This is a genomic window from Vitiosangium sp. GDMCC 1.1324 (genome assembly GCF_003044305.1).
GTDB lineage: Bacteria > Myxococcota > Myxococcia > Myxococcales > Myxococcaceae > Archangium.
Map to the genome: position 1 here is coordinate 787,479 of NZ_PZOX01000001.1, position 20,330 is coordinate 807,808.

At 68.0% G+C, this 20,330-nt stretch carries 15 protein-coding genes; 5 read left to right on the forward strand and 10 right to left on the reverse strand.

What is annotated here, in order from left to right; genetic code table 11:
* Positions 1 to 205: 205 nt before the first annotated feature.
* From DAT35_RS03045 to nhaA, 4 genes are all read right to left on the reverse strand, one after another.
* Complete coding sequence (locus DAT35_RS03045) at positions 206 to 1,900, reverse strand: AarF/ABC1/UbiB kinase family protein (RefSeq protein WP_108065625.1); 1,695 nt, start codon at positions 1,898 to 1,900, stop codon at positions 206 to 208.
* Positions 1,901 to 2,046: 146 nt separating this feature from the next.
* Positions 2,047 to 3,006, reverse strand: coding sequence for an MBL fold metallo-hydrolase (locus tag DAT35_RS03050; RefSeq protein ID WP_108065345.1), 960 nt, complete (start codon positions 3,004 to 3,006; stop codon positions 2,047 to 2,049).
* Positions 3,007 to 3,116: 110 nt separating this feature from the next.
* A complete protein-coding gene (locus DAT35_RS03055; protein WP_108065346.1) occupies positions 3,117 to 4,142 on the reverse strand; it encodes an AraC family transcriptional regulator in 1,026 nt (341 codons plus the stop codon).
* 54 nt (positions 4,143 to 4,196) lie between these two features.
* Complete coding sequence (gene nhaA, locus DAT35_RS03060) at positions 4,197 to 5,561, reverse strand: Na+/H+ antiporter NhaA (protein ID WP_108065347.1); 1,365 nt, start codon at positions 5,559 to 5,561, stop codon at positions 4,197 to 4,199.
* A 319-nt stretch (positions 5,562 to 5,880) separates the two neighbouring features.
* Between nhaA and mutS the strand changes: the two genes are divergently transcribed.
* Positions 5,881 to 8,502, forward strand: a complete 2,622-nt coding sequence (gene mutS / locus DAT35_RS03065) for a DNA mismatch repair protein MutS (RefSeq protein ID WP_233261296.1) — start codon at positions 5,881 to 5,883, stop codon at positions 8,500 to 8,502.
* 356 nt (positions 8,503 to 8,858) lie between these two features.
* On the opposite strand, the gene DAT35_RS59780 is transcribed toward mutS, so the two are convergent.
* The 3 genes from DAT35_RS59780 to DAT35_RS03095 form a co-directional block, all read right to left on the reverse strand.
* Complete coding sequence (locus tag DAT35_RS59780) at positions 8,859 to 9,512, reverse strand: hypothetical protein (RefSeq protein WP_199242782.1); 654 nt, start codon at positions 9,510 to 9,512, stop codon at positions 8,859 to 8,861.
* Positions 9,509 to 11,899, reverse strand: coding sequence for an AHH domain-containing protein (locus DAT35_RS59785; RefSeq protein WP_199242783.1), 2,391 nt, complete (start codon positions 11,897 to 11,899; stop codon positions 9,509 to 9,511). Before DAT35_RS59785 ends, DAT35_RS59780 begins: the two co-directional genes overlap by 4 nt.
* Positions 11,900 to 12,063: 164 nt before the next feature.
* Positions 12,064 to 13,170 (reverse strand): hypothetical protein, encoded by a 1,107-nt coding sequence (locus DAT35_RS03095; protein ID WP_108065349.1) that lies wholly within the window; start codon positions 13,168 to 13,170, stop codon positions 12,064 to 12,066.
* A 398-nt stretch (positions 13,171 to 13,568) separates the two neighbouring features.
* Here DAT35_RS03095 and msrA point away from each other — a divergent pair, with 398 nt between their 5' ends.
* Both msrA and DAT35_RS03105 read left to right on the forward strand, forming a co-directional pair.
* A complete protein-coding gene (msrA, locus tag DAT35_RS03100; RefSeq protein WP_108065350.1) occupies positions 13,569 to 14,228 on the forward strand; it encodes a peptide-methionine (S)-S-oxide reductase MsrA in 660 nt (219 codons plus the stop codon).
* Positions 14,229 to 14,456: 228 nt separating this feature from the next.
* On the forward strand, positions 14,457 to 15,212 hold the full coding sequence (locus DAT35_RS03105; RefSeq protein WP_158501529.1) for a helix-turn-helix transcriptional regulator: 756 nt from the start codon (positions 14,457 to 14,459) through the stop codon (positions 15,210 to 15,212).
* A gap of 94 nt (positions 15,213 to 15,306) precedes the next feature.
* Here DAT35_RS03105 and DAT35_RS03110 read toward each other — a convergent pair whose 3' ends face one another.
* Together DAT35_RS03110 and DAT35_RS03115 are read right to left on the reverse strand one after the other, a co-directional pair.
* The gene (locus DAT35_RS03110) at positions 15,307 to 15,546 is read right to left on the reverse strand and encodes a hypothetical protein (protein WP_108065352.1); all 240 of its coding nucleotides are present in this window, start codon (positions 15,544 to 15,546) and stop codon (positions 15,307 to 15,309) included.
* Entirely contained in the window at positions 15,543 to 16,163 is a 621-nt protein-coding gene (locus tag DAT35_RS03115) for a hypothetical protein (RefSeq protein WP_108065353.1), read from the reverse strand. The genes DAT35_RS03110 and DAT35_RS03115 overlap by 4 nt, the downstream gene beginning before the upstream one ends.
* A 166-nt stretch (positions 16,164 to 16,329) precedes the next feature.
* Here DAT35_RS03115 and DAT35_RS03120 point away from each other — a divergent pair, with 166 nt between their 5' ends.
* Entirely contained in the window at positions 16,330 to 17,085 is a 756-nt protein-coding gene (locus DAT35_RS03120) for a bifunctional 2-polyprenyl-6-hydroxyphenol methylase/3-demethylubiquinol 3-O-methyltransferase UbiG (protein WP_108065354.1), read from the forward strand.
* Positions 17,086 to 17,163: 78 nt separating this feature from the next.
* Positions 17,164 to 17,817, forward strand: coding sequence for a hypothetical protein (locus DAT35_RS03125; protein WP_108065355.1), 654 nt, complete (start codon positions 17,164 to 17,166; stop codon positions 17,815 to 17,817).
* 24 nt (positions 17,818 to 17,841) lie between these two features.
* Here DAT35_RS03125 and DAT35_RS03130 read toward each other — a convergent pair whose 3' ends face one another.
* The gene (locus tag DAT35_RS03130) at positions 17,842 to 20,211 is read right to left on the reverse strand and encodes a GH92 family glycosyl hydrolase (RefSeq protein WP_108065356.1); all 2,370 of its coding nucleotides are present in this window, start codon (positions 20,209 to 20,211) and stop codon (positions 17,842 to 17,844) included.
* Positions 20,212 to 20,330: the final 119 nt, after the last annotated feature.

The window sequence follows — 20,330 nt, forward strand, 5'->3', positions numbered from 1 at the left end:
GCCGTGGATTCGCGCGGGCCCCTCGTGGATGGCCGAGGGGTCCGTGCATCTCGAGGTCAGCGCACGGGCTCAGTAGGAGCCCACGAGCGAGACGCCCGAGAAGGTGCTGTAGGCGCGCACCATCACTGGGAGTGAAGGTCGCAATCAATGGAAAAGCGGAGTAGCAGGGAAGAGGATGCTGTGAGCGGAGGAGGTCGCGAAGGCTTCAGCGTCCGCTGGTGCGCTTCGTTCCCAGCCAGCGGCTCACGCGCACCTTCCCGAAGCGTTTGCCGAACAGGTACCAGGTGAAGGTCGCCCCGAAGAGCGCCGCCGACAGCGCCACGCCGAGCATCCCAAGCACCGGCACCCCGTGGTACTGCCACTGCGTCTGCGCGAACGAGATGAACGCCCCCACGATGAACCCGCACGCGCACAGTCCCAGGAACAGGATGATCGCCGCGCTCCGCAGGTTCTCGTTCAGCTTGTCGAACTGCTCCGCGCGCACCGTCACGCTGAACTTCCCCGACTCCAGGTCCAGCAATATCTGTGACAGCTGCGTGGGCAGATCCGCCGCCAGCGATTGGAAGCGCAAGAGCGTCCTCATCAGCCCGCCCTGCAACTGGCTCGGGTCGTACCGGTCCGCCAGCAACTCCTTGGCGTAGGGCATCGCCACTTCGAGGATGTTCAGGTCCGGGTACAGGCTGCGCATCATGCCCTCGGTGGATACCGAGGCCCGGCTCAGCAGCGCGTACTCCTTGGGGATCCGGATCCGGTACTTCACCGCCAGGTCCAGCAAGTCCCTCATGAGGCTGCGCGCGTCCACCTGGCCCAGCGTCGTCGCCAGGTGCCTTCCGAGCAGGCCTTCAATGTCATTGCGGAACCCCACCAGGTTCGCCCGCGCGTCCGGCACGCCCACCCGGTAGAGGATGCGAGCCACCGAGTCGCTGTCCTTCAGCGCCACCGCCAGCACCAGCATCACCAGCGTCTCCTGCATGGCGCGCGACAGCCGGCCCACCACGCCGAAGTCCAGCAGCGCCAGCCGGTTGCCCTCCAGCACCAGGATGTTCCCCGGGTGCGGATCTCCGTGGAACAGCCCGTCCTCGAAGAGCTGCCGGAAGCTCGCGTCCAGGATGTGGCCCGCCACCTCCCGCCGGTCCTCCATCGACAGCTCCGCCTGGCTGATCTTCACCCCCTGGATGAACTCCAGCGTCAGCACCGTCCGGCTGCTGAGCGCCGCGTACACCCGCGGAATCTTCATGTACGGCCGGTTGCGGTGGTTCTCCAGGAACGCTCGGATGTTCGCGGCCTCGTGCACGAAGTCCAGCTCCTCGTGGATGGCCCGGTCGAACTCGTCGATGATCCCCGTGGGCGTGTAGATGCCCGTCTCCTCCACCACCGCCTCCAGCAGCCTCGCCAGCGAGCGCAGCACCATCAGATCCGAGTCGATCTGCTCGGCGATCCCCGGCCGCTGCACCTTCACCACCACCTCTTCCCCCTCCAGCGTCACCGCCCGGTGCACCTGGGCGATCGACGCCGCCGCCAGCGGCTGGGGATCGATCTCCTTGAAGAGCTCCTTCGGGTCTCGGCCCAGCGACTCGCGGATCCGCTCGTAGACGTCCTCGAGGGGAATCGGCTCCACCTGGTCCTGCAGCGTGGCCAGCTCCTCGATGAGCTCGCCCGGCAGCAGGTCCGCACGCGTGGAGAGGATCTGCCCCAGCTTCACGAAGGTGGGACCCAGATCGTTGAGCAGCATCCGGAAGCGGCGCGCGGTGGAGGCGCGCTGGGACTCGGGCGAGACCTCGACCTTCTCCTTCCGCCCGAGCAGACGCCACACGCCCGCCCGCTCGAGCCACTCGCCGAAGCCGTGGCGCGCTGCGATGACCCCAATCTGCCGGACGCGGTTCAAATCCTGGAGGAGCACGGTGGCCGGCACCTTTCCACGGGCCCGTGCGGCCGGCAAACCCCAAGCGCTTTCACCGGAGCTGGCCCGGGGCCCCTCGGAGGCGGAGTCCAGGACATGACAACGGCGTGCCTCCTCCCGGGGACGGCGGCCGGCCGGGCTCCGTGCTACAGCGCGTCCTGGATGCCCCGTGAGAGGTCCCAGTCGCTCGCCTCGTGGCCGAAGCGCACGTGCAGCTCCGGGTGCGTGGCCATCAGCTCGCGCAGGTGCGCCAGGCTCGCGTTTGCCGCCTTCCGGTCCTCCACCTTGCCCGGCGCCACGCCCTGCTCGAAGCCCTCCCGCGTGTGCGAGGCATCGCCCGTGAGCAGCACCGGCCCGCGACGGCCGTTGACGAGGTAGGACACGTTGCCCTCCGTGTGGCCCGCCGTGGAGAGCGCGAACAGGGAGCCGTCACCGAACACGTCCAGCACCCGCCCACCGAGCGACTCGGGCACGGAGGAGAAGTCGAGCGCCTGGACTTCGCGGATTCCCTCCAGGTGATCGTTGGACGCGTAGACGGGAGACTCGTAGCCGGAGAGCGCCCCGCGGCCGGTGACGACGGGCACGGAGTGGGGCAGCTCGGGCAGGCCGGCCGTGTGGTCCGAGTGCATGTGCGTGAGGAAGATGCCCTGGAGCTCCTCGGGCGGGGTGCCCGCCTCGCGCAGCAGGCTCGCGGTGTCGTGGCCCTGGCTCTGGCGCGCGAAGTCGAACAGGGGGGCCAGGCCGCCGAAGTTGCCATGGCCGGAGCGGGAGAAGCTGGAGTCGAAGCCGGTGTCGATGAGGAAGGCGCCGCGGGTCGGGTGCCGCACGAGGTACGCCACCACCGGCACCCACTGCTTGCGATCCTTCCGATCCGCCAGCGCGGTGTTGTCCAGGTCGAGCAGCAGGCTCCGGTCCACCTCAATCTCCCCGGTGACGAGCGGGATGACCTCGATGTCCGTAGGCCTGGCGAAGACGGCCGTCCAGTCGGTGGGCGAGCCGCTCTGGGACGGCAGCGGGAAGGGGGTCTCCTGGGGCAGGGAGGCGCAGGCGGACAGGGCGAGCAGCGAGGCGGTCAGCAGCTGGCGGGTGAGGGCGAGGGGACGCATGGTCTTCTCCGGTCGGTGTGTCGTGACGCGGGAGAAGGTACGCAAGGGGAGGGGCTGACACAGGGACCCGGCGCGCCAGAAGGAAGGACCCGGCGCGCCACGGGCCGGCGTCAGTGCGCGGCGTGCTGGCGGTACTCGCCGGGCGTCTGCCCCGTCCAGCGCTTGAATGCGCGGTGGAAGGCGCGGGGCTCGGAGAAGCCCAGCAGGAAGGCCACCTCGGCGATGGCGGTGCGCTCGTCGGCGAGATGGCGCAGGGCCAGCTCGCGTCTCAGGGTGTCCACCAGCTCCTGGAAGGACGAGCCCTCCTCGCCCAGCCGGCGCTGCAGCGTGCGCGTGCTGATGCGGAGCCGCGCGGCCACGGTGCGGATGTTCGGGGTGCCCCCCTTGAGCTCCTCGCAGATGGCCCGCCGCAGGGCCTCGTCGAAGGGCTCCGCCCGGGGCAGCCGCGCCAGCAGCTCCTCCGCGTGCCGGTCCAGCACGGCGCATAATCCCGGATCCGCCTTCTGGAATGGGACGTCGAGCATGCGCCGCTCGAGCACCAGCTCGTTGCAGTCCTGACCGAAGCGGACGGGACAGCCGAAGAGGCGGCGGTGCTCCTGCGTGGAGGCGGGCTCCGGGTGCTGGAACCCCACGGAGCGCAGCGGCAGCGCCTGCCCCGAGGCCTGGCGGCCGACGATGACCCAGGAGGCGACGGTGAATTCGGCGGCCTGGCGCACGGCGCCTCGGGGATCCGTGGGAAAACGGTGGCGGACGCGCGCCTCGTCTCCGCGGACCTCGAGGCGGATCTCGGCGACGTCGTGGAGGAGCCGGTTGTAGCGGCTCAAGCGTTGCACGGCCTCGCCGAGCGTGGGGCTGCTGCGGACGGAATAGTCGAGCACGTCGAACGCACCGGGCTGGAGCAGCTCGGCCGCGTGCAGGCCGAAGCAGTCGTCCCCCGTGAGCCGGGCGGCCTCTTCCCAGAGGCGGCCCTCGGCTTCGAGTGGGACGCGCACATCGGGGCCCTCCAGCATCTCCGGCCGCAGCCCCTCATGCGCGAGCAGCGCTTCGGGCGCCACGCCAGCGCGCGAGGCGAGGCCGAGGATGAGGCGGATGATGCGTGCGGAGACGGTGTGGGTGATGGCGGCGCTCGGTGGCATGTCCCGGCACTCCTCCTCGCGAAGAGCAGAATAGCTCCGCCCCGGGCGCCTGCCTCAAGCGGCCTTGGGCGAGGGGGCGTTGGAGGTGGGCTCCGTCTGGGAGCGGGGAGTGGGCCCGAAACGCAACAACAGGTAGCCCACCACCGCGGACAGCAGGGAGCCGAGCAGGATGCCCAGCTTGGCCTCGGCCAGCAGCGAGGGCTCGCCGCTGAAGGCCAGCCCGGCCACGAACAGCGCCACCGTGAAGCCGATGCCCCCCACCACCGCCACCCCGTGCAGTTGCAGGGCCGTCGCCTGCCCCGGCATCTCCGCCAACCTCAGCTTCACCGCCACCCAGGTGAAGAGGAAGATACCCACCTGCTTGCCCACGAAGAGGCCGAGCATCACCCCCAGGGGCAGCGGCTTGATCAGATCCGCCAGGTGCATCCCCTTCACGGAGATGCCCGAGTTGGCCAGCGCGAACAGCGGGACGATTCCGTACGCCACCCACCCGTGCCACAGGTGCTCGAAGCGGGTGAGCGGCGGCTCGATGTCCTCCAGCTGCTCCTCGATGTGCAGCAGCTGGCTGGTGCGCACGGACTCGTCCTCGGGCTCGCGCAGCAGCTGGCCGATGAAGGCGTGCAGCTCCTCCAGCACATCCCGGCCGCGGCGCGTGGGCCGGGCGGGGATCATCATTCCCACCACCACTCCGGCGATGGTGGCGTGCACGCCACCGTGGTGCATGGCGTACCAGAGCGCTCCGCCCAGCACCGCGTACACCAGGCCATTGCGCACATCGTAGCGGTTGCACAGCCCCAACAGTCCGGTGAGGGCCAGCGCCCCCAGCAGCCACTCCACGTGCACCCCGGTGCCGTAGAACAGGGCGATGACCAGGATGCCGCCGATGTCGTCGAAGATGGCCAGCGCGGTGAGGAACACCACCAGCCCGTGGCTCACCCGCCCCTTGAGCAGGGTGAGGCACCCGATGGCGAAGGCGATGTCCGTGGCCATGGGGATGGCCCACCCCTTGAGCGCCGGCGTGCCCGCGTTGAGCGCCGCGTAGAGGAGCGCCGGCACCACCATGCCGCCCACCGCCGCGATGAGCGGCAGCAGTGCCCGGGACAGGGTGCGCAGCTCCCCGGCGGCCAGTTCGCGCTTGATCTCCATCCCCACCAGGAAGAAGAAGATCGTCATCAACCCGTCGTTGATGAGCTCACGCACGGTGAAATGGAAGAGCGAGCCCCCCAGCCCGAGCGCCAGGGGTGCATCGAACAGGGCCACGTAGCTGTCGGCCCAGGGCGAGTTGGCCCAGACCATGGCCGCCACGGCGCACAGCGCCAGGAGGATGCCGCTGCTGGCCTCCAGCTGGAAGAAGGCCTGGAGGGGCGCGACGGCGACCTGGAAGAGCCGGGGGACGGGACGGATGGGACGGGTCTCCATGGCGCGCGACAGGTTGCATGTCCAGGATGCCTCCGGACCACCGTTTTCGGCCGGGCCCCCCACGATTTTCCGGCTCGGCGACGGTCGGATGTCAGGGGGGCATGCTAGCCATCGGGGGAGTAGGTGCGGACGGGGGGACTGCGGAAGTCATGTGTTCTGTTGATCCTCGACCGGACGCATGACACAAGGGGCGGCGATGGGCGCGACGCAAGTGAAGGCAGTGAAGGCAGGCAAGGGACACGAGGACGAGGCCGGGGCGCTGGTGGAAGCGGCGGGCGAGCCGCCGGCCGGGGCGCGGGAGATCGGCTCGCTCACCCCGATGATGCGGCAGTACCTGGAGACGAAGGCGCTCAATCCGGACGCCATCCTCTTCTTCCGGCTCGGGGACTTCTACGAGATGTTCTTCGAGGACGCGGTGCGTGCCTCGGAGATCCTCGGAATCACCCTCACGGCGCGGGCGAAGAACGCGGAGAAGGTGCCCATGGCCGGGGTGCCGTACCACTCGGCGCGCCGGTACATCGCGAAGCTCGTGGAGCACGGGCTGAAGGTGGCCATCTGCGAGCAGGTGGAGGAGGCGGGCAGCGGGCCGGGGATCGTCAAGCGTGAGGTGACGCGCGTCATCACCCCTGGCATGGTGCTGGACGAGGAGGCGCTCGAGCCGAGGGCGAGCAACTTCCTGGCCGCCGTGTACCCGGGGGCGCAGGGCTTCGGGGCGGCGCTGCTGGAGGCCTCCACGGGCGAGTTCTTCTCCCTGGAGGCGGAGACCACGCAGGAGCTGGTGGAGGCGCTGGCCCGGGTCGAGCCCCGCGAGCTGCTGGTGCCGGAGGGGGAGAAGGACTCCCCGGACACGACCTTCGTGGTGACGCGGCTGGCGAAGCCCCCAGCGGTGGCGGAGCTGGAGAAGGCCGCCTTCGAGCCCACGCGGGCCACGGCCTACCTGCGCAGCCACTTCGCGGTGCAGTCGCTGGAGGCCTTCGGGCTCCAGGATGCGCCCCTGGCGACCGGGGCCGCGGGAGCGGCGCTGCGCTACCTGAAGGACACGCAGAAGACGCCCGCGGCCCACGTGGACAGGCTCAGCCGCCAGCAGCGCGGGGGGCACCTGCTCATGGACGAGGCCTCCCGCTCCAACCTGGAGGTGCTGCGCACCCTGCGGGACGGGGGACGCAAGGGGTCGCTGCTGGGCGTGCTGGACAGGACGGCCACGGGCCTGGGCGCGCGCAAGCTGGCCCGGTGGCTGGCCGCGCCCCTGTGCTCGCTGCCGGAGATCAACTCCCGCCTGGACGCGGTGGAGGAGCTGTCCCAGCGCAGCGTGTGGCGCGAGGAGATGACCACGCTCCTCAAGGAGGTGGGCGACATCGAGCGGCTGTGCGGCCGGCTGTCGCTGGGCGCGGGCAACGCGCGTGACTTGAGGGCGCTGGGGTTGTCGCTGGCGCAGCTGCCGAAGCTGGGGGCGGTGCTCGCGCGCTGCGAGTCCCTGCTGCTCAAGTCCCTGGCGGGGCCGCTCGGGGCGCTGCCGGAGCTGACGGAGTTGCTGCTGCGCGCGGTGGTGGACGAGCCGCCCACGAGCCTCAAGGAAGGCGGCTTCATCCGGCCGGGCTTCCACGCCGAGCTGGACAAGCTGGTGGAGCTGTCCACCTCGGGCAAGGACTTCCTGCTCAAGATTGAGACGCGCGAGCGGGAGCGGACGGGCATCAACTCGCTGAAGATCCGCTACAACAAGGTGTTCGGGTACTACCTGGAGGTGACGAAGGCGAACCTGCACCTGGTGCCCTCGGACTACATCCGCAAGCAGACGATGGTGGGGGCCGAGCGCTTCATCACCCCGGAGCTCAAGGAGTACGAGGAGAAGGTGCTCACGGCGGAGGAGCGGCGGAGCGCGCTGGAGCTGGAGCTCTTCGAGCAGCTGAGGACGCAGGTGAGCAAGGAGGCGCCGCGGCTGCGCTCGGCGGCGGAGGCGGTGGCCACGGCGGATGCGCTGCTGTCCTTCGCGCGGTGCGCGGCCGAGTACGGGTATGTGCGGCCCGTGGTGGACGAGTCCGAGGTGCTGACCATCACGGGTGGGCGCCACCCGGTGGTGGAGCGGATGCTGGGGGCGGGCGAGGCCTTCGTCCCCAACGACGTGAAGATGGACTCGGGGGACGGGCAGATATTGGTGATTACGGGCCCGAACATGGCGGGCAAGAGCACCGTCATGAGACAGGTGGCGCTCACGGTGCTGATGGCGCAGGCGGGCTGCTTCGTACCGGCGTCCTCGGTGCACCTGGGCCTGTGTGACAGAATCTTCACGCGCGTGGGAGCGGCGGACAACCTGGCGCGAGGGCAGTCCACCTTCATGGTGGAGATGACGGAGACGAGCCACATCCTGCACCACGCCACGCGGCGCAGCGTGGTGGTGTTGGATGAGATTGGCCGAGGCACGTCCACCTACGATGGTCTGTCCATTGCGTGGGCAGTGGCCGAGCACCTGCATGACAAGGTGGGGGCGAGGACGCTGTTCGCCACGCACTACCACGAGCTGGTGGACCTGGCCCGGGAGAAGCCCCGGGTGAGGAACATGTGCATCGCGGTGCGGGAGCAGGGAGGGAAGGTGCTCTTCCTGCGCAAGCTGGTGGCGGGAGGGGCCAACCGCTCGTATGGCATTGAAGTGGCGAGGCTGGCGGGACTGCCGCCCGAGGTGGTGACGCGGGCGAGGGATATTCTTCAGAACCTGGAGTCCGGCGAGTTCGACGATAGCGGCCGGCCGAGGCTGGTGGCGCGGAAGACCTCACGCGCACCGTCTCCGGGGCAGCTCGGACTGTTCGGCGGAGTGGCCGAGCCCGGGCCGAAGCTGGAGCCGAGCCACCAGAAGGTACTGGAGTCGCTGCGGGCCATGAAGCTGGACGAGACGACGCCGCTGGACGCGCTCAACCTCCTGGCGAAGCTGCAGCGCGAGCTGAAGTAGGGGAGGGTGGTGGAGGGGGGGCGGATTCGATTCCCTCCGCTTGACGTGGCTCCAGGTCATTGCGCGCCTGAAAGAGCAGAGCCCTGGCCTGGTCCAGGTCCGCCTTTCTAATCCGCGACTGTTGCTCCCCGCCAGTCGTACACCGCCCGGCGTAGGGATGGCCGCAGGCGAGGAGGTGGGGCGCCTGTGCCCCCAGTGTGCCCCTCCAGCGGGGAACGGGGCGGAACACGAGGGCACGGGGTGGGACGGGACGGGATGACGAACCCGAGGAGAATTAAGGCGTTAGCGGGTAACAGCGCGTCCTGCTTGGGGTTTTCCATCGCCCTGCCTACGGGTTCGAATCCCGTCGCCTCCATTCATGGCTGCGGGCGCCACCACAAGCCCTTCAAGCCGGCCTTGTCACAGGCCTGCTTCGCCTCCTCCGTGAAGCAGTAGAAGAGCAGCTCGGGCACGAAGAACACCGGCGGGAATCCGCCTTCCGGTGCGCGGAGCTCGAGATGCTCCGCCCTGTCGCTGCTCAGGTACTCCCTGCCGGTCTGGCGGAACGGCACTCCCCCCACCATGGTGCGATCGCGGTCGAGGCAGTCGAACTGATCCACCAGTTGCAGGATGACGAAGTCATCGTTCCGCAACGTTGGGTCCTCGACCTGGTACCAGGTCCTTCGCTTCTTCACGGGATCTCGGACGAGGTGCGCGATCTTCTCCGAATAGATGACCGCTGGAATCAACCGGTACCGGAAGGGCCTGACGGACTCCAGCACTCGCACCATCCTCTTGGAGATCAGCAAGAACCCCTGGGGAGCGGTGCCGATGTGATCGAGCCACGCCGCGTGCTCCAGGTTCCCGACGAACTCGATGACCTCCGGTGCACCGGGCTGCTGACGATAGTCCGCGTCCGGGCTGAAGAAGCTCACCTCCGCGTACCCATCGAACTCGATGAGCACGGCGTCGAACAGGAGCTCCTCGTCCTCTTCAATATGTGAAGCATCCGGCAACAGCTCGTAGATCATGCGAAATAACTCTCTCCCTCACGCCGGATCTCCAGAAGCGCCAGCTTCTTGCCCACGGGCACACCATCCTCCAGAAGTTCCTTCAGCACCTCATCCGGCAGGTTTCCGCTCTCGATGGCTTTGCGCAGCTCGGCTTCCACTTCCATGAGCGCCCTGTTGAGCTCCTCGGGCTTGACGCTGCGAAGGGCTATCTTCTTGTCTCGAGTGATTTCACGCAGCGCCTTGTCGAGCTTGGAACCCACGAACCTGCTGTATTTCGGATGGCTGCCCAGGTGCATGATCTGCTGCCCATCATTCTTGAAGGCTGGCATATCGAGGATGTTCGTCCCGCGATCAATGGTGTAGCTCTCGAGGCGCTCGAGCGCTTCCTTCACCAATTCGTGCATCTGGGCCACCTCATCCGGGATCAGGTGGTGCAACTGATTGCCGCGGCTGATTCGAGTCTCGGCGGCGGCTCTCACGGCCTTGCCCTGCTCGCCATGGGTCTTCTCGAGCCAATCCAGATAATTCTTCCGGGCGCGGCTGTACACGCTGATGCGGTTCTTCGTGCCCACCTTGAGCACGACCCGCCCCTCCTCGGTCACCGTGAGCGCCGCGAGCTCGTCGCCCTGGGCCTTCCCCGCCGCGCGGCGCAGCCGGTAGGGCTGTGACCCTTCCTTCATCACATCCAACTGGTAGCCCGCCTGCTCCAGTTCCTTCTTGAGCGCGGCGAACTCCGGCGTACCGGGCTCTGGAATGCGGCGTCCGACGAACTCCTTGATGTGCTCCCAGTTCGGGAGCTTCTCCAGCAGCTTCTCCACCGCCGCGTCATCGAGCGGCTCCTTGGTGATCTTCGGCTTCTCCTGGGAGGTCTTCGGCGTCTCCTGCGAGCCCTTGGCATTCTTCGAGAGCGCGGCAGCCGAACCCGTCATCGGGTTGATGGGAGAGGAGGCCACGGCCGAGGCCTTGATGCCGGAGTTGAAGACGACCACCGTCTGGTTCGTCCCCGCCACCTGCATCATGGCCAGACTCGGCGGCGTGAACTTCACGCCCTCGGCCAGCTTCAGTCCACGCCCGAGATTCGACTTCATGCCGGCTGCCGCCATCACCGCCAGGGCGATGTCCACCAGCATGCGGCAGAAGTTCTTGCTGGCCTCGGCGATCATCGCCGCGCTCCCATTGGCCTTCCAGGCCAGGGTCAGCCAGTCCTTGGCGTGGTTCAGCGCCGCGACGCCGGCCTCGACCACGCCTTGCGCTCCCAGGATCGCCAGCCCCAGCTGGATGATGGCCGCCGCGAGCTGGGTCACTCCCGCCGGTATCGCCGCCAGGGCGAAGGAGAGCGCCTCGGCCGCGAGGAACGCGATGACCATGCCGGCGATCTCCCACTTGTGCTCCAGGATCGCGCTCGCATATTCCCCGGCCACCTCCCGGAAGAACTCGGGAAACCGCTCCACGGAGGTGATGATGTCCTCCAGGCGCCGGCCCACGCTTCGCGCCTTGGCAATCAGCCCTCCCGTGATGGAGCCGCTCGGGACGATCTTCTGCAGCTGATTGGCAAAGGCGACGCTGACCAGCCAGATGTTGTGCCCTTCGACGAGCTGCACGTCGCCATTGACCCGCCGCACGCCCGCCCGGCCTGCCTGCTGGTTCACGTAGAGGATGACGTTCTCGTAGAAGCGCAGATCGCGGCCCGGCTCGATGGCCTGGTGGTAGATGCGTGCCGCGATGGGCTCGAGCACGTCGTTCCGCTTGACGCGGTAGAGCGTCGCGGCGGGCTCGGGGAGGTCCGTCGTGATGCGGAGGCCCTGCACGTACCCGCGCAGCAGATTGCCGCCAATCACGACGCTCACATAGGACCAGCCCGGACTGTGAGGGTAGGTGCCGGTCACGACCACCCGCGTGCCGGACGGCAGCGGCGAGGGCGTCAGGCACTTGGAGCCTGGCAACTCGGCTGGGAGCGTCCGGATGTTGGCGCCATCCTGATGGTCGATGAACCCGAGCTGGAGGTGATCCTTGTTGACGGGAGCGGCGTTGGCGGCCTCCCCAGGGCTTGCCCCCTTTTTGGATGAGGCGGTTGTCACCATGCCTGTGCGCTGCTTGGCCTCTCCGTCACCCTGTCCGCCTTCCTTCCCTGCCGGGAGCCGGCGCAAGGCAATGAGCCGTCCCTGGTCGAACGCCATCCGCACCTGCTCCCAGACCATCCGCTTGTCGGCCAGGTGTGAGCGGGGGACGCCGATGGAGAGGGCCATCTCTTCCAGTTGCTGATTCGTCAGCCCCTGGGTGGAATGGTTCAGCGAGAGGAAGGAGCGGCGCTCTAGCGGCTGCTGGGCACGCTGTCTCTCCTCCGCCGAGAGCGCCCACGCGTGGATGATGACGACATCCGCAGTGTACCAGCGCCTGTTTTGCACTCGGGTCTCCCAGCTCGACGGAGGAGCAAGACGGACGCGCCGTCACGACCCTGCCCGGCGGAGCAGTATAGGGTAGATGAACACCGCCGCGGTGGCCAGCGGCACCGCCCGGTTGCGCATGAACGCGTCCATGCGTGGCGCGAGCAGGAACCGCTGGCCTCTTCTCAAGGGGCTGGAGCGCGAGGCCCTGGCGAGGCCGGCACATAGCCCGCCACGAGGTCGCGCAGCGCCGTCTGGAGGTCCACCTGGTGCTCGAGGTACGGCGTCCACGCTTTGCGCATCACGGGCTCGAAGGCGGCCCACTCCGGGTCCCGGGCATACAGACCATTGGCGGAGGCGTACGGCACGTAGCCGGGCCCGAGATGGTGGCGCACCACCTCGCCCGTGGTGAAGAACAGCAGCGCGTGCCATAGCGTCCGCGACGGAGTTTTACCCTGGCGGTCGAACTCGGCGCGGAGCGCCTTCATCATCGGGTCCACCAGGGCGTGCGAGGCTTCGTGGAAGACCGTCTCCAGCGGGGCCTCCTCGCGGTTCGAGAGCTTGTGGCTCGAGACGGTGATGACCGTTGGATCCACCAGCGTGTACGCGCCGAATCGGCTGGCGTGCCGGGACACCTGAACGGAGAAGGGCTGCGCGGGCCAGGGCACGCGATAGACCTCGGACAGCTCGCGGGCAATGTCCTGGCCGTACTGGCGGAGCTGCGGCTCGAGCGCGGCCACCCACGCGTGCGCCTCGCGTGTGGCCTCCGGCCAGTAGTGCGCGCGGTAGGGGCTCATGGCCTGCTCCAGGGCCGCCGCCAGCGTCGGATCGATCCCCGGACGGCCCGCCAGGGAGCCATCCTCAGGGACGCTCTCGAGCGCCCACCGCATGGACAGCAAGGTCGGGTCACTCAACAGCGCGAACATTCCCTCGGGGGTGTGCTCGCGATAGGTGGTGACAGCCGCGTCCCACGCCTGACGCTCGGCGGGTGTCCAGCGATCCTCCTCGGGGTGCTGGACCGTCAGTCCCTTTGGCGGGTGTGCCTCGAAATAGAGCTGCTGGTGGAGGTTGATCCAGGAGCTGACATGGAACGCGAACAGACTAGCGGTGGACGAAGCGGTCGCAGTGGACGAGGCGGCCGCGGGGGGCGTCACGGGCGCGCCCGCGCAACCGAGCACTCCCGCGACGAGGAGGAGCAGCGGGCCCAGGGACCAGCCCCGTGCGGGGCGGGCCAGATGAGAGGGTGTCGTGTTTCGCGCGAGCAGGCATCCGGACATGGAATGCAGGGGCATGGTGTGACCTCCACGCCCGCGCATGGCACATCGCATGCCAACGCATCACGGCTGGAGGCGTCCTCGTAACCTCCCGAGATGTGACGGGCCGAGCCCTGTCACCGGGTGACAAGTTGCCCGCCTCGCCATTCGCGGGTGACAGAGTGGCAGGGTTCCACCTCTGCTTGCGTGGGCGGCGGTAACACGCCTCGAAGCTCAGTACGGGCAGAGCTGGACCGACGGGCCCGGCTTCCGCTGAACGTGCGGCCATGCAGCTGTCTGATTCCCCGAGCGGCCGTCGTCGACTACGAGGCGGCTCGGTGGGCACCTGGCGCGAACGAAAGCCTGAAACCGGATCGCGGCGGCTGCGTATCAAAGGGATGAGCGCCCGTGACGGGCGCGCCTGGAGGTCCGCGACCATGTCTTCTTCCCTTGTCTCGCCCCGTGTCCGTTCCGCCCCGCCGAGGGGGGCGCGCCTGCTCCTGCCCGTGGCGCTGGCGGTGCTCGTGGTGTCGGGGGCGTGCACCGAGGCCCGGGGGGCGCCGCCGGACGCGACATCCACCCGGGCCGACGTCCAGGCGGCCACGACGGAGACGGCGTACCTGGCGGGCGGGTGCTTCTGGGGGATGCAGGATCTGCTGCGCAAGATTCCAGGCGTCATCAAGACGGACGTGGGCTACACGGGCGGCTCACCGGCGTTCGCGCACCCCACCTATGAGGACGTGCACACGGGCAAGACGGGCAACGCGGAGGCGGTGCGCATCGTCTTCAACCCGAAGCTGCTGACGTACGAGGCGCTGCTGGAGAAGTGGTACTTCCGCATGCACGACCCGACGACGCTCAACCGCCAGGGCAACGACGTGGGCACGCAGTACCGCTCGGCCATCTTCTACCTGTCGGACGAGCAGCGCCGGGTGGCCGAGGCGGTGAAGGCCCGGGTGAACGCCTCGGGCAAGTGGCCGCGTCCGGTGGTCACGCAGATCGTCGCCGCGGGCGAGTTCACTCCCGCCGAGGAGTACCACCAGGACTACCTGGTGAAGAACCCGGACGGCTACACCTGCCACTACATGCGCGACTGAGCGCTCACGCCCTAGCGCTGCGCGCTACGCTCGAGCAGGTGAACGCGGCACGCTGACGTGTCAGCCAGCCTGGTCAACACCCGGGCCGAGAATCGATACATTCCCATGGGTTGACTTCCTCTTGCCTCTCATGATGCAACTTGCTTACGAGCGACGCCCCATGACTCCCTGGCAGTAGTGGTTTTCAATGTTGGCAACACCCCGGCGCAGGGGAGGGAATCAACGAGAGTGAAGACCAGGCACGAAGCACATTCCCTCATCACGATCAGCCACGCTCGCGCCACCCGCTTCTCGTTCGATCTCGACACCACACTCCATCAATCGCACGCGATCAAGCTGATCGTCGGGCTCGACGCCGACGTGAGCGTGCGCGAACCGTCCGGTCTCCAGGTGTGTGCTCCGGTGGTAGTGATTCCGAGCGACATCGCCTCGTGTGTGGTGAGCCGAGGCCCGGTGATTTCGGTATTGCTCGATCCGGAGCACAATCGCGAGCCGAACGCGAGCACACGGGCGCTCGGCGGCACAGTGCCGATCGAGCTGGCCACGGCGCGCCGGCTGCGCGACCTGGCCTGGTCGACGCGGTGCTATCTCGAGAGCCCGCGGCATCTCGACGCGCTCGGTGAAGAGCTGCAGGCGATCGCGTTTCCGAGCACCCTCCACCGCGCGAACTTCGATGTGCGCGTCGAGTACGCCCTCGAGCGCTTTCGCGCTCACCTCGATGATGCCGACGGCGGGGAGCTCGAGCTGCAATCGCACCTCGGCGTGACGATCCAGCACTTCCGCGCGCTCTTCCTCCGCGACATCGGCATCTCGCCGCGCACCTGGCTGTTGTGGAATCGCCTCGTCCGCGCGCTGCGCATCGCGTTGTCGGGCGTCTCGCTGACCACCGCGGCGACGGCGGCGGGCTTTTCGGACCACGCCCACTTCTCGCGCACGTGCCGCCGCCTGCTCGGCTACACGCCCGGTGGCATCGTCGACCGCTGAGGGCCGGCAGGCCAGGTCCCTGGGGCTGTTCGTCCTGCCCCACCCGGCACGCCGCCCAAACGGGGGACAGGGTGGGGCAGGGCAGGGTGACGAACTAGGGCACGTCCACCGCACGTCCCCCGAATGGTGGGTCCGCCATGATGGCCTTGGCCAGACGATCGGCGAAGGCCTGGCCCTCCCGGGCGTAGGCGGCCGTCTCCTGCGGATTCAGGCGCACCCGCACCGCCGACATCGCGATGCCGCCGACCACCACCTCGATGATCAGCGCCCCGCTCCTGTCGCGCACCAGCCTGTACAGGAGCGGGCTCTGGAGCAGCACCTCTTCGTCGCTCACGGGACCTCTTCGACCCGGGCCTGCGCGACCGGGGCGTTGATCACCATCGCCTCCGGCACCCCACCGGAGGTGTACCCGCCGAACTTGAAACAATCCGTGTCCTCGGCGCTGGTGCACTTCCACACGCCCGGATCGCTGTCGACGGGCAGGCGCACGCAGACGCCAGCGGCATCGAGATCGAGCGTCATCATCCGCAGCGTCCCCTCGAAGTTCTTGGCCGGCAGGCCGAGCGCCTTGCCGAGGACCGCCGGGTCATGCTTGCCGTCCTTCATCGACTCCTGGACGGCATGCTGGATGACGGTCGCGGGCGCCGCGAACAGGTAACAGCCGGTGTCGTTGCACCGGCCAAAGTTCTTCGCGTTCGTCTGGACGACGAACGTCTGGTAGGCGCTGTCCTTCATCAGCCACGACACCTGGCGGCCCGGGAAGTTCTTGGCGACGTGCTTCTCGATGTTCCAGGGGCTGGCGCGCTGATCCGCCTCAGCGGAGATCTGGGCTTGCGTGGCATCGCACCGCGAAATGAGCGGCGCGGGAGGCGGATGGGTGGCCGCTCCAGTGGAGACGCAACCAGACGTGACCAGGACACAGAGCAACAGGGCGCCGACGACTCTCTTCATGGGAACCTCGTAGTGGAAACGGGAATGGGTGCTTCGAACAGCACCCGGGGGGATGCAATCTACCCAACCAGAATGAAGGGTGTCAGTACCTCTCATCGGAAGAAGCCCGTCTTCACCACTCCGGGCTCTGGCATGCTCTTCGGGTACGCGACCCAGGAGAGCTCGCATGAACATCACGCTGTCGCCCCAGGACTACGCCACGGCCTTCCGCCTGCTGACCAGGACTTCCAGACATCACGAGAACATCGCGCGGCTCATCCAGGAGCGCGTCCTGCCCCGGCTGCCCGAGCGGCCCTCCCTGCTCGATGTCGGCGCGGGGCCGGGCACGGTCGCCAGACGGCTCGCACCGCTGTTTGGCTCCCTGACCCTCATCGAGCCCAATCCGGACCAGCTCCGCGGGTTCGAGCTCGCGGGCGCCAAGATATTTCACGGCCTCCTGGAGCACTATGCCTCACCGGAGCAGTATGACCTCGTGCTCTGCTCCCACGTCCTGTACCACGTGCCCCTCGCGGACTGGGGTGGGTACATCGACAGGCTGCTCGCGCTCACCCGCCCGGGAGGGGCCTGCCTGCTGGTCCTCGGCGCTGCCCGCGGGCAGAGCTACCAGATGCATTGTGACTTCGCTCCGACGGAGGCGGTCAGTGAGCGGCTCATTCAGCTCCTGAAAGAGAAGCGAATCCCCCATGAGGTCGCGGCGGCCATGAATGGCTTCTCCGCCTCCAGCTTCGAGGAGATGTACACCCTTTGCCGCTTCCTGGTCCTCGAGGACTGTTACACCCACGAGCAGCTCGCCGCCTTGAGCGAGGACGAGGCGCGCCAGCTCGATGACAAGCTTCGCGCGCATGCCGAGCGCTGCCGCGGCCCCGACGGCGTCTATCGCCTGGAGCAGGACGAGGATCTCATCCTCCTCCCCAAACAGTAGGCATCAGGCCGAGGAACCGGGCGCACGAACGCTCGGCGCTTTCCTCTCTGAAATACCTCCCCAGATTGAGGGCGGGCCATGTCCGCTCTCTCTCTCTCCGCGGGCCTCGGAGGGCCGCTGCTCGGGCTCCTGCTCGCCGCAGCGCCCGCCTCCGCGAGCGATGCTCCCGCCTCCGGGGATACGGAAGCGCCGCGATGGTCGTTCGGCGGCGAGGGCAGCCTCTACATCCTCCCCGATGACACGGGCTACGTCGTCGGACGCGCGCATGTGAACCGCGGCCCCCTGGCCCTCGAGGCCCGTTACAACTACGAGCAGCTCCACGCCGCCTCCGTCTTCCTCGGGTGGAACTTCGGCTTCGGCGAGAAGCTCCGGCTCGAGCTCACGCCGATGGTCGGCGGGGTCTTCGGAGGGATGAGCGGGGTCGCGCCCGGGCTCGAGCTCGACCTTTCCTTCTGGAAGCTCGCGCTCTCCTCGGAGAGCGAGTACGTCTTCGACCTCGTGGAGCCGAGCGCCAGCTTCTTCTATGAGTGGTCGGAGCTTTCGCTCTGGCCGGTGGAATGGGCGCGCGCTGGCTTCGCCGTGCAGCGGACCAGGGTGGTCCAGACGCGCATCCAGTTCCAACGCGGCTTCCTCATCGGGCTCGCGTACCGGCACCTCTCGGTGGCGGCGTACTGGTTCAACCCGGGTTCGGAGGACGCCTACGGTGTCTTCACGCTCGGCGTGGAACTGTAGGCGGCGGGAGGGAGGCGTCGTGGCTCAGCGCGAGTAGGGTGACATGGAGTAGGGCCGGCTGCCCGGTTTCGTGGCCCAGGTCTTGTCCGGTCTGGCCTGCATCACGAAGCGAAGCTCGCCGCCCGCCAGGAGCTCCTCGTGGCGCACGTAGCTGCGCTCCAGCGGCTTGCCATTGAGCGTCACCTTGCCGATGTACGGATGGGCATCTCCGAGCTTCTCGGCCACGATCGTGAAGCGCTTGCCATTGGGCAGCTCCAGCGTGGCGCGCTCGACGAAGGGACGCCCAATGACATATTCGTTGCTGCCCGGTGTCACCGGATAGAAGCCGAGCGCGGTGAATACCAGCCAGGCCGACATCTGACCGCAGTCGTCATTGCCGGCCAGCCCATCGGTCGCCGCCTTGTACTGACTGTCGACGATCTGCTTCAGGCGCTCCTGCGTGCGCCAGGGCTGCCCGGCGTAATTGTACAGATAGGCGACGTGGTGGCTCGGCTCGTTGCCGTGTGCGTAATGGCCGATGAGGCCGGAGATGTCCTCGACGTGCGCGAACGACTCGGCGGACACCCGGGCGTCGAAGACGGAATCCAGCTTCGCGACCAGCTTCGCGTCGCCGCCGAGCAGCGAGATCAACCCGGCGGTGTCCTGCGGCATGTACCAGGAATACTGCCAGGCGTTGCCTTCGGTGTAGTCACTGCCGTAACCCACGGCGGCCGGATCGAACGGCTCGCGGTAGCTGCCATCGGACTTGCGCGCGCGCACGAAGCCGGTCCGTGTATCGAACACGTTGCGGTAGTTCTGCGCGCGCTTCTCGAACCGGGCGGCCAGCTCCTCGCGCCCCAGCGCGCGCGCCATCCTCGCGATGGTCCAGTCATCGTAGGCGTACTCGAGCGTCTTGGAGGCCGCCTCCGGCTCCTGGTCGATCGGCACATAGCCGAGCGCCATGTAGTGCTCGAGGCCGCCGTAGGGCTTGTAGGTGGCGCTGGCCACCATCGCCTCGAGCGCCTGGTCCGCCGGGTAACCGCGGATGCCCTTCATGTACGCGTCGGCGATCACCGGCACCGCGTGGTAGCCGATCATGCACCACGTCTCCAACCCGTGGAATTGCCAGACCGGCAGGACGCCGTAGGGGCTCACCCGCTGGGATGCGATGAGGGAATGGATGAAGTCATTGTTGCGCTGCTCGGGCTGGAGCAACGTCAGCAGGGGGTGTTCGGCGCGGTAGGTGTCCCACAGCGAGAACGTCGAGTAGAACGAGAACCCCTCTGCCTGATGGACCTGGTTGTCGGGGCCCCGGTAGCGGCCATCGATGTCGGTGAACAAGCTGGGCGCGATCATCGCGTGGTAGAGCGCTGTGTAGAGCATCTTCCGCATCGGAGCCGGCGCGTCGATGTCGACCACCGAGAGAGCCTTCCGCCACTCCTCGCGCGCCGCGGCCCGGGTGGCATCGAAGTCCCAGCCCGGCATGTCGCCTTCCAGGTTGCTCAGGGCGTTCTCCTCGCTCACCGGAGAGATCGCCACCTTCACCAGCAGCTCGCGGTCCTTCAGGTCGCCGAAGTCGAACACGCCGACCAGCTCCCGGCCCTCGAGCTGCGCGCGCTCGGCGGTTCCTCGGCCCGGGGTCGAGAAACCCTTGTATTCGATCTTCTCCTCGCGGTTGTGCAGCGCGTGTCCGGTCAGGGGCTGTGAGAAGCGCATGGCGAAGAACAGGGGCCGGCCCGGTGCCCAACCGCGAACCTCGCGGAAGCCGGTGACCGTCCCGTCCTTGAGCACGCGCAAGCGCGACCACAGCACCTTGCCGGGATGGTTGTAGATGCTCGAGCGCTGATCGATCAGCAGGTGGGCGGGAGTCCCTTTCGAGAACCGGTACCGGTGCAGGCCGACACGCCGGTTTGCCGTCAGCTCGGCGCGGATGCCAGGGTCCGACAAGGTGACCGCGTAGTAGCCGGGCTCGGCCTTCTCGTCGTCATGGCTGAAGCGCGAGCGGTAGCCGCTGCCCGGCTTGTCCGGGTCGCCCGGCTCCAACCGGACCTCGCCTGCGAGGGGCATCACCAGCACGTCGCCGAGATCGGAGTGCCCGGTGCCGGAGAAGTGCGTATGGGAGAACCCCTGGATGGTGCCGTCGTCGTAGCGATAGCCCGACGCCCATTTGTAGCTTTCGCGGAAATGGCGGATCTGCGTGTCGGGGCTCAACTGGATCATCCCGAACGGCACGACGGCACCGGGGAAGGTGTGGCCATCACCTCCCGTTCCGATGAAGGGATCCACCGAGTCGCAGGCCTTGTCCGAAGCTCTGGCCCTGGCGGACGCCGCGGTCAGACTTCCCAATATGGCGATGAACACGAACACGCCACGGCGGCACGCGCCGGACAGGCGTGGATGACGGTCCTTCCACATGGTTCTCTCCCTCCGCATGCTCCGGAAGCTACCTCTGCTCCACCTCGGAGGAAGAGGGAAACATGCGGGGCGAGGCCTCCGGCGCGTCCACCTCCGGCCAGCGCAGTCGCTGCTGCGGC

Bases quoted from the DNA above. Each gene is read 5' to 3' on its own strand.
- mutS (WP_233261296.1), top strand. From the start codon at position 5,881: ATGATGCGGCAGTACCTGGAGACGAAGGCGCTCAATCCGGACGCCATC.
- DAT35_RS03115 (WP_108065353.1), bottom strand. From the start codon at position 16,163: ATGAAGAGAGTCGTCGGCGCCCTGTTGCTCTGTGTCCTGGTCACGTCT.
- msrA (WP_108065350.1), top strand. From the start codon at position 13,569: ATGTCTTCTTCCCTTGTCTCGCCCCGTGTCCGTTCCGCCCCGCCGAGG.
- DAT35_RS03130 (WP_108065356.1), bottom strand. From the start codon at position 20,211: ATGTGGAAGGACCGTCATCCACGCCTGTCCGGCGCGTGCCGCCGTGGC.
- DAT35_RS59780 (WP_199242782.1), bottom strand. From the start codon at position 9,512: ATGATCTACGAGCTGTTGCCGGATGCTTCACATATTGAAGAGGACGAG.
- DAT35_RS03055 (WP_108065346.1), bottom strand. From the start codon at position 4,142: ATGCCACCGAGCGCCGCCATCACCCACACCGTCTCCGCACGCATCATC.
- nhaA (WP_108065347.1), bottom strand. From the start codon at position 5,561: ATGGAGACCCGTCCCATCCGTCCCGTCCCCCGGCTCTTCCAGGTCGCC.
- DAT35_RS03125 (WP_108065355.1), top strand. From the start codon at position 17,164: ATGTCCGCTCTCTCTCTCTCCGCGGGCCTCGGAGGGCCGCTGCTCGGG.
- DAT35_RS03050 (WP_108065345.1), bottom strand. From the start codon at position 3,006: ATGCGTCCCCTCGCCCTCACCCGCCAGCTGCTGACCGCCTCGCTGCTC.
- DAT35_RS03095 (WP_108065349.1), bottom strand. From the start codon at position 13,170: ATGCCCCTGCATTCCATGTCCGGATGCCTGCTCGCGCGAAACACGACA.
- DAT35_RS03120 (WP_108065354.1), top strand. From the start codon at position 16,330: ATGAACATCACGCTGTCGCCCCAGGACTACGCCACGGCCTTCCGCCTG.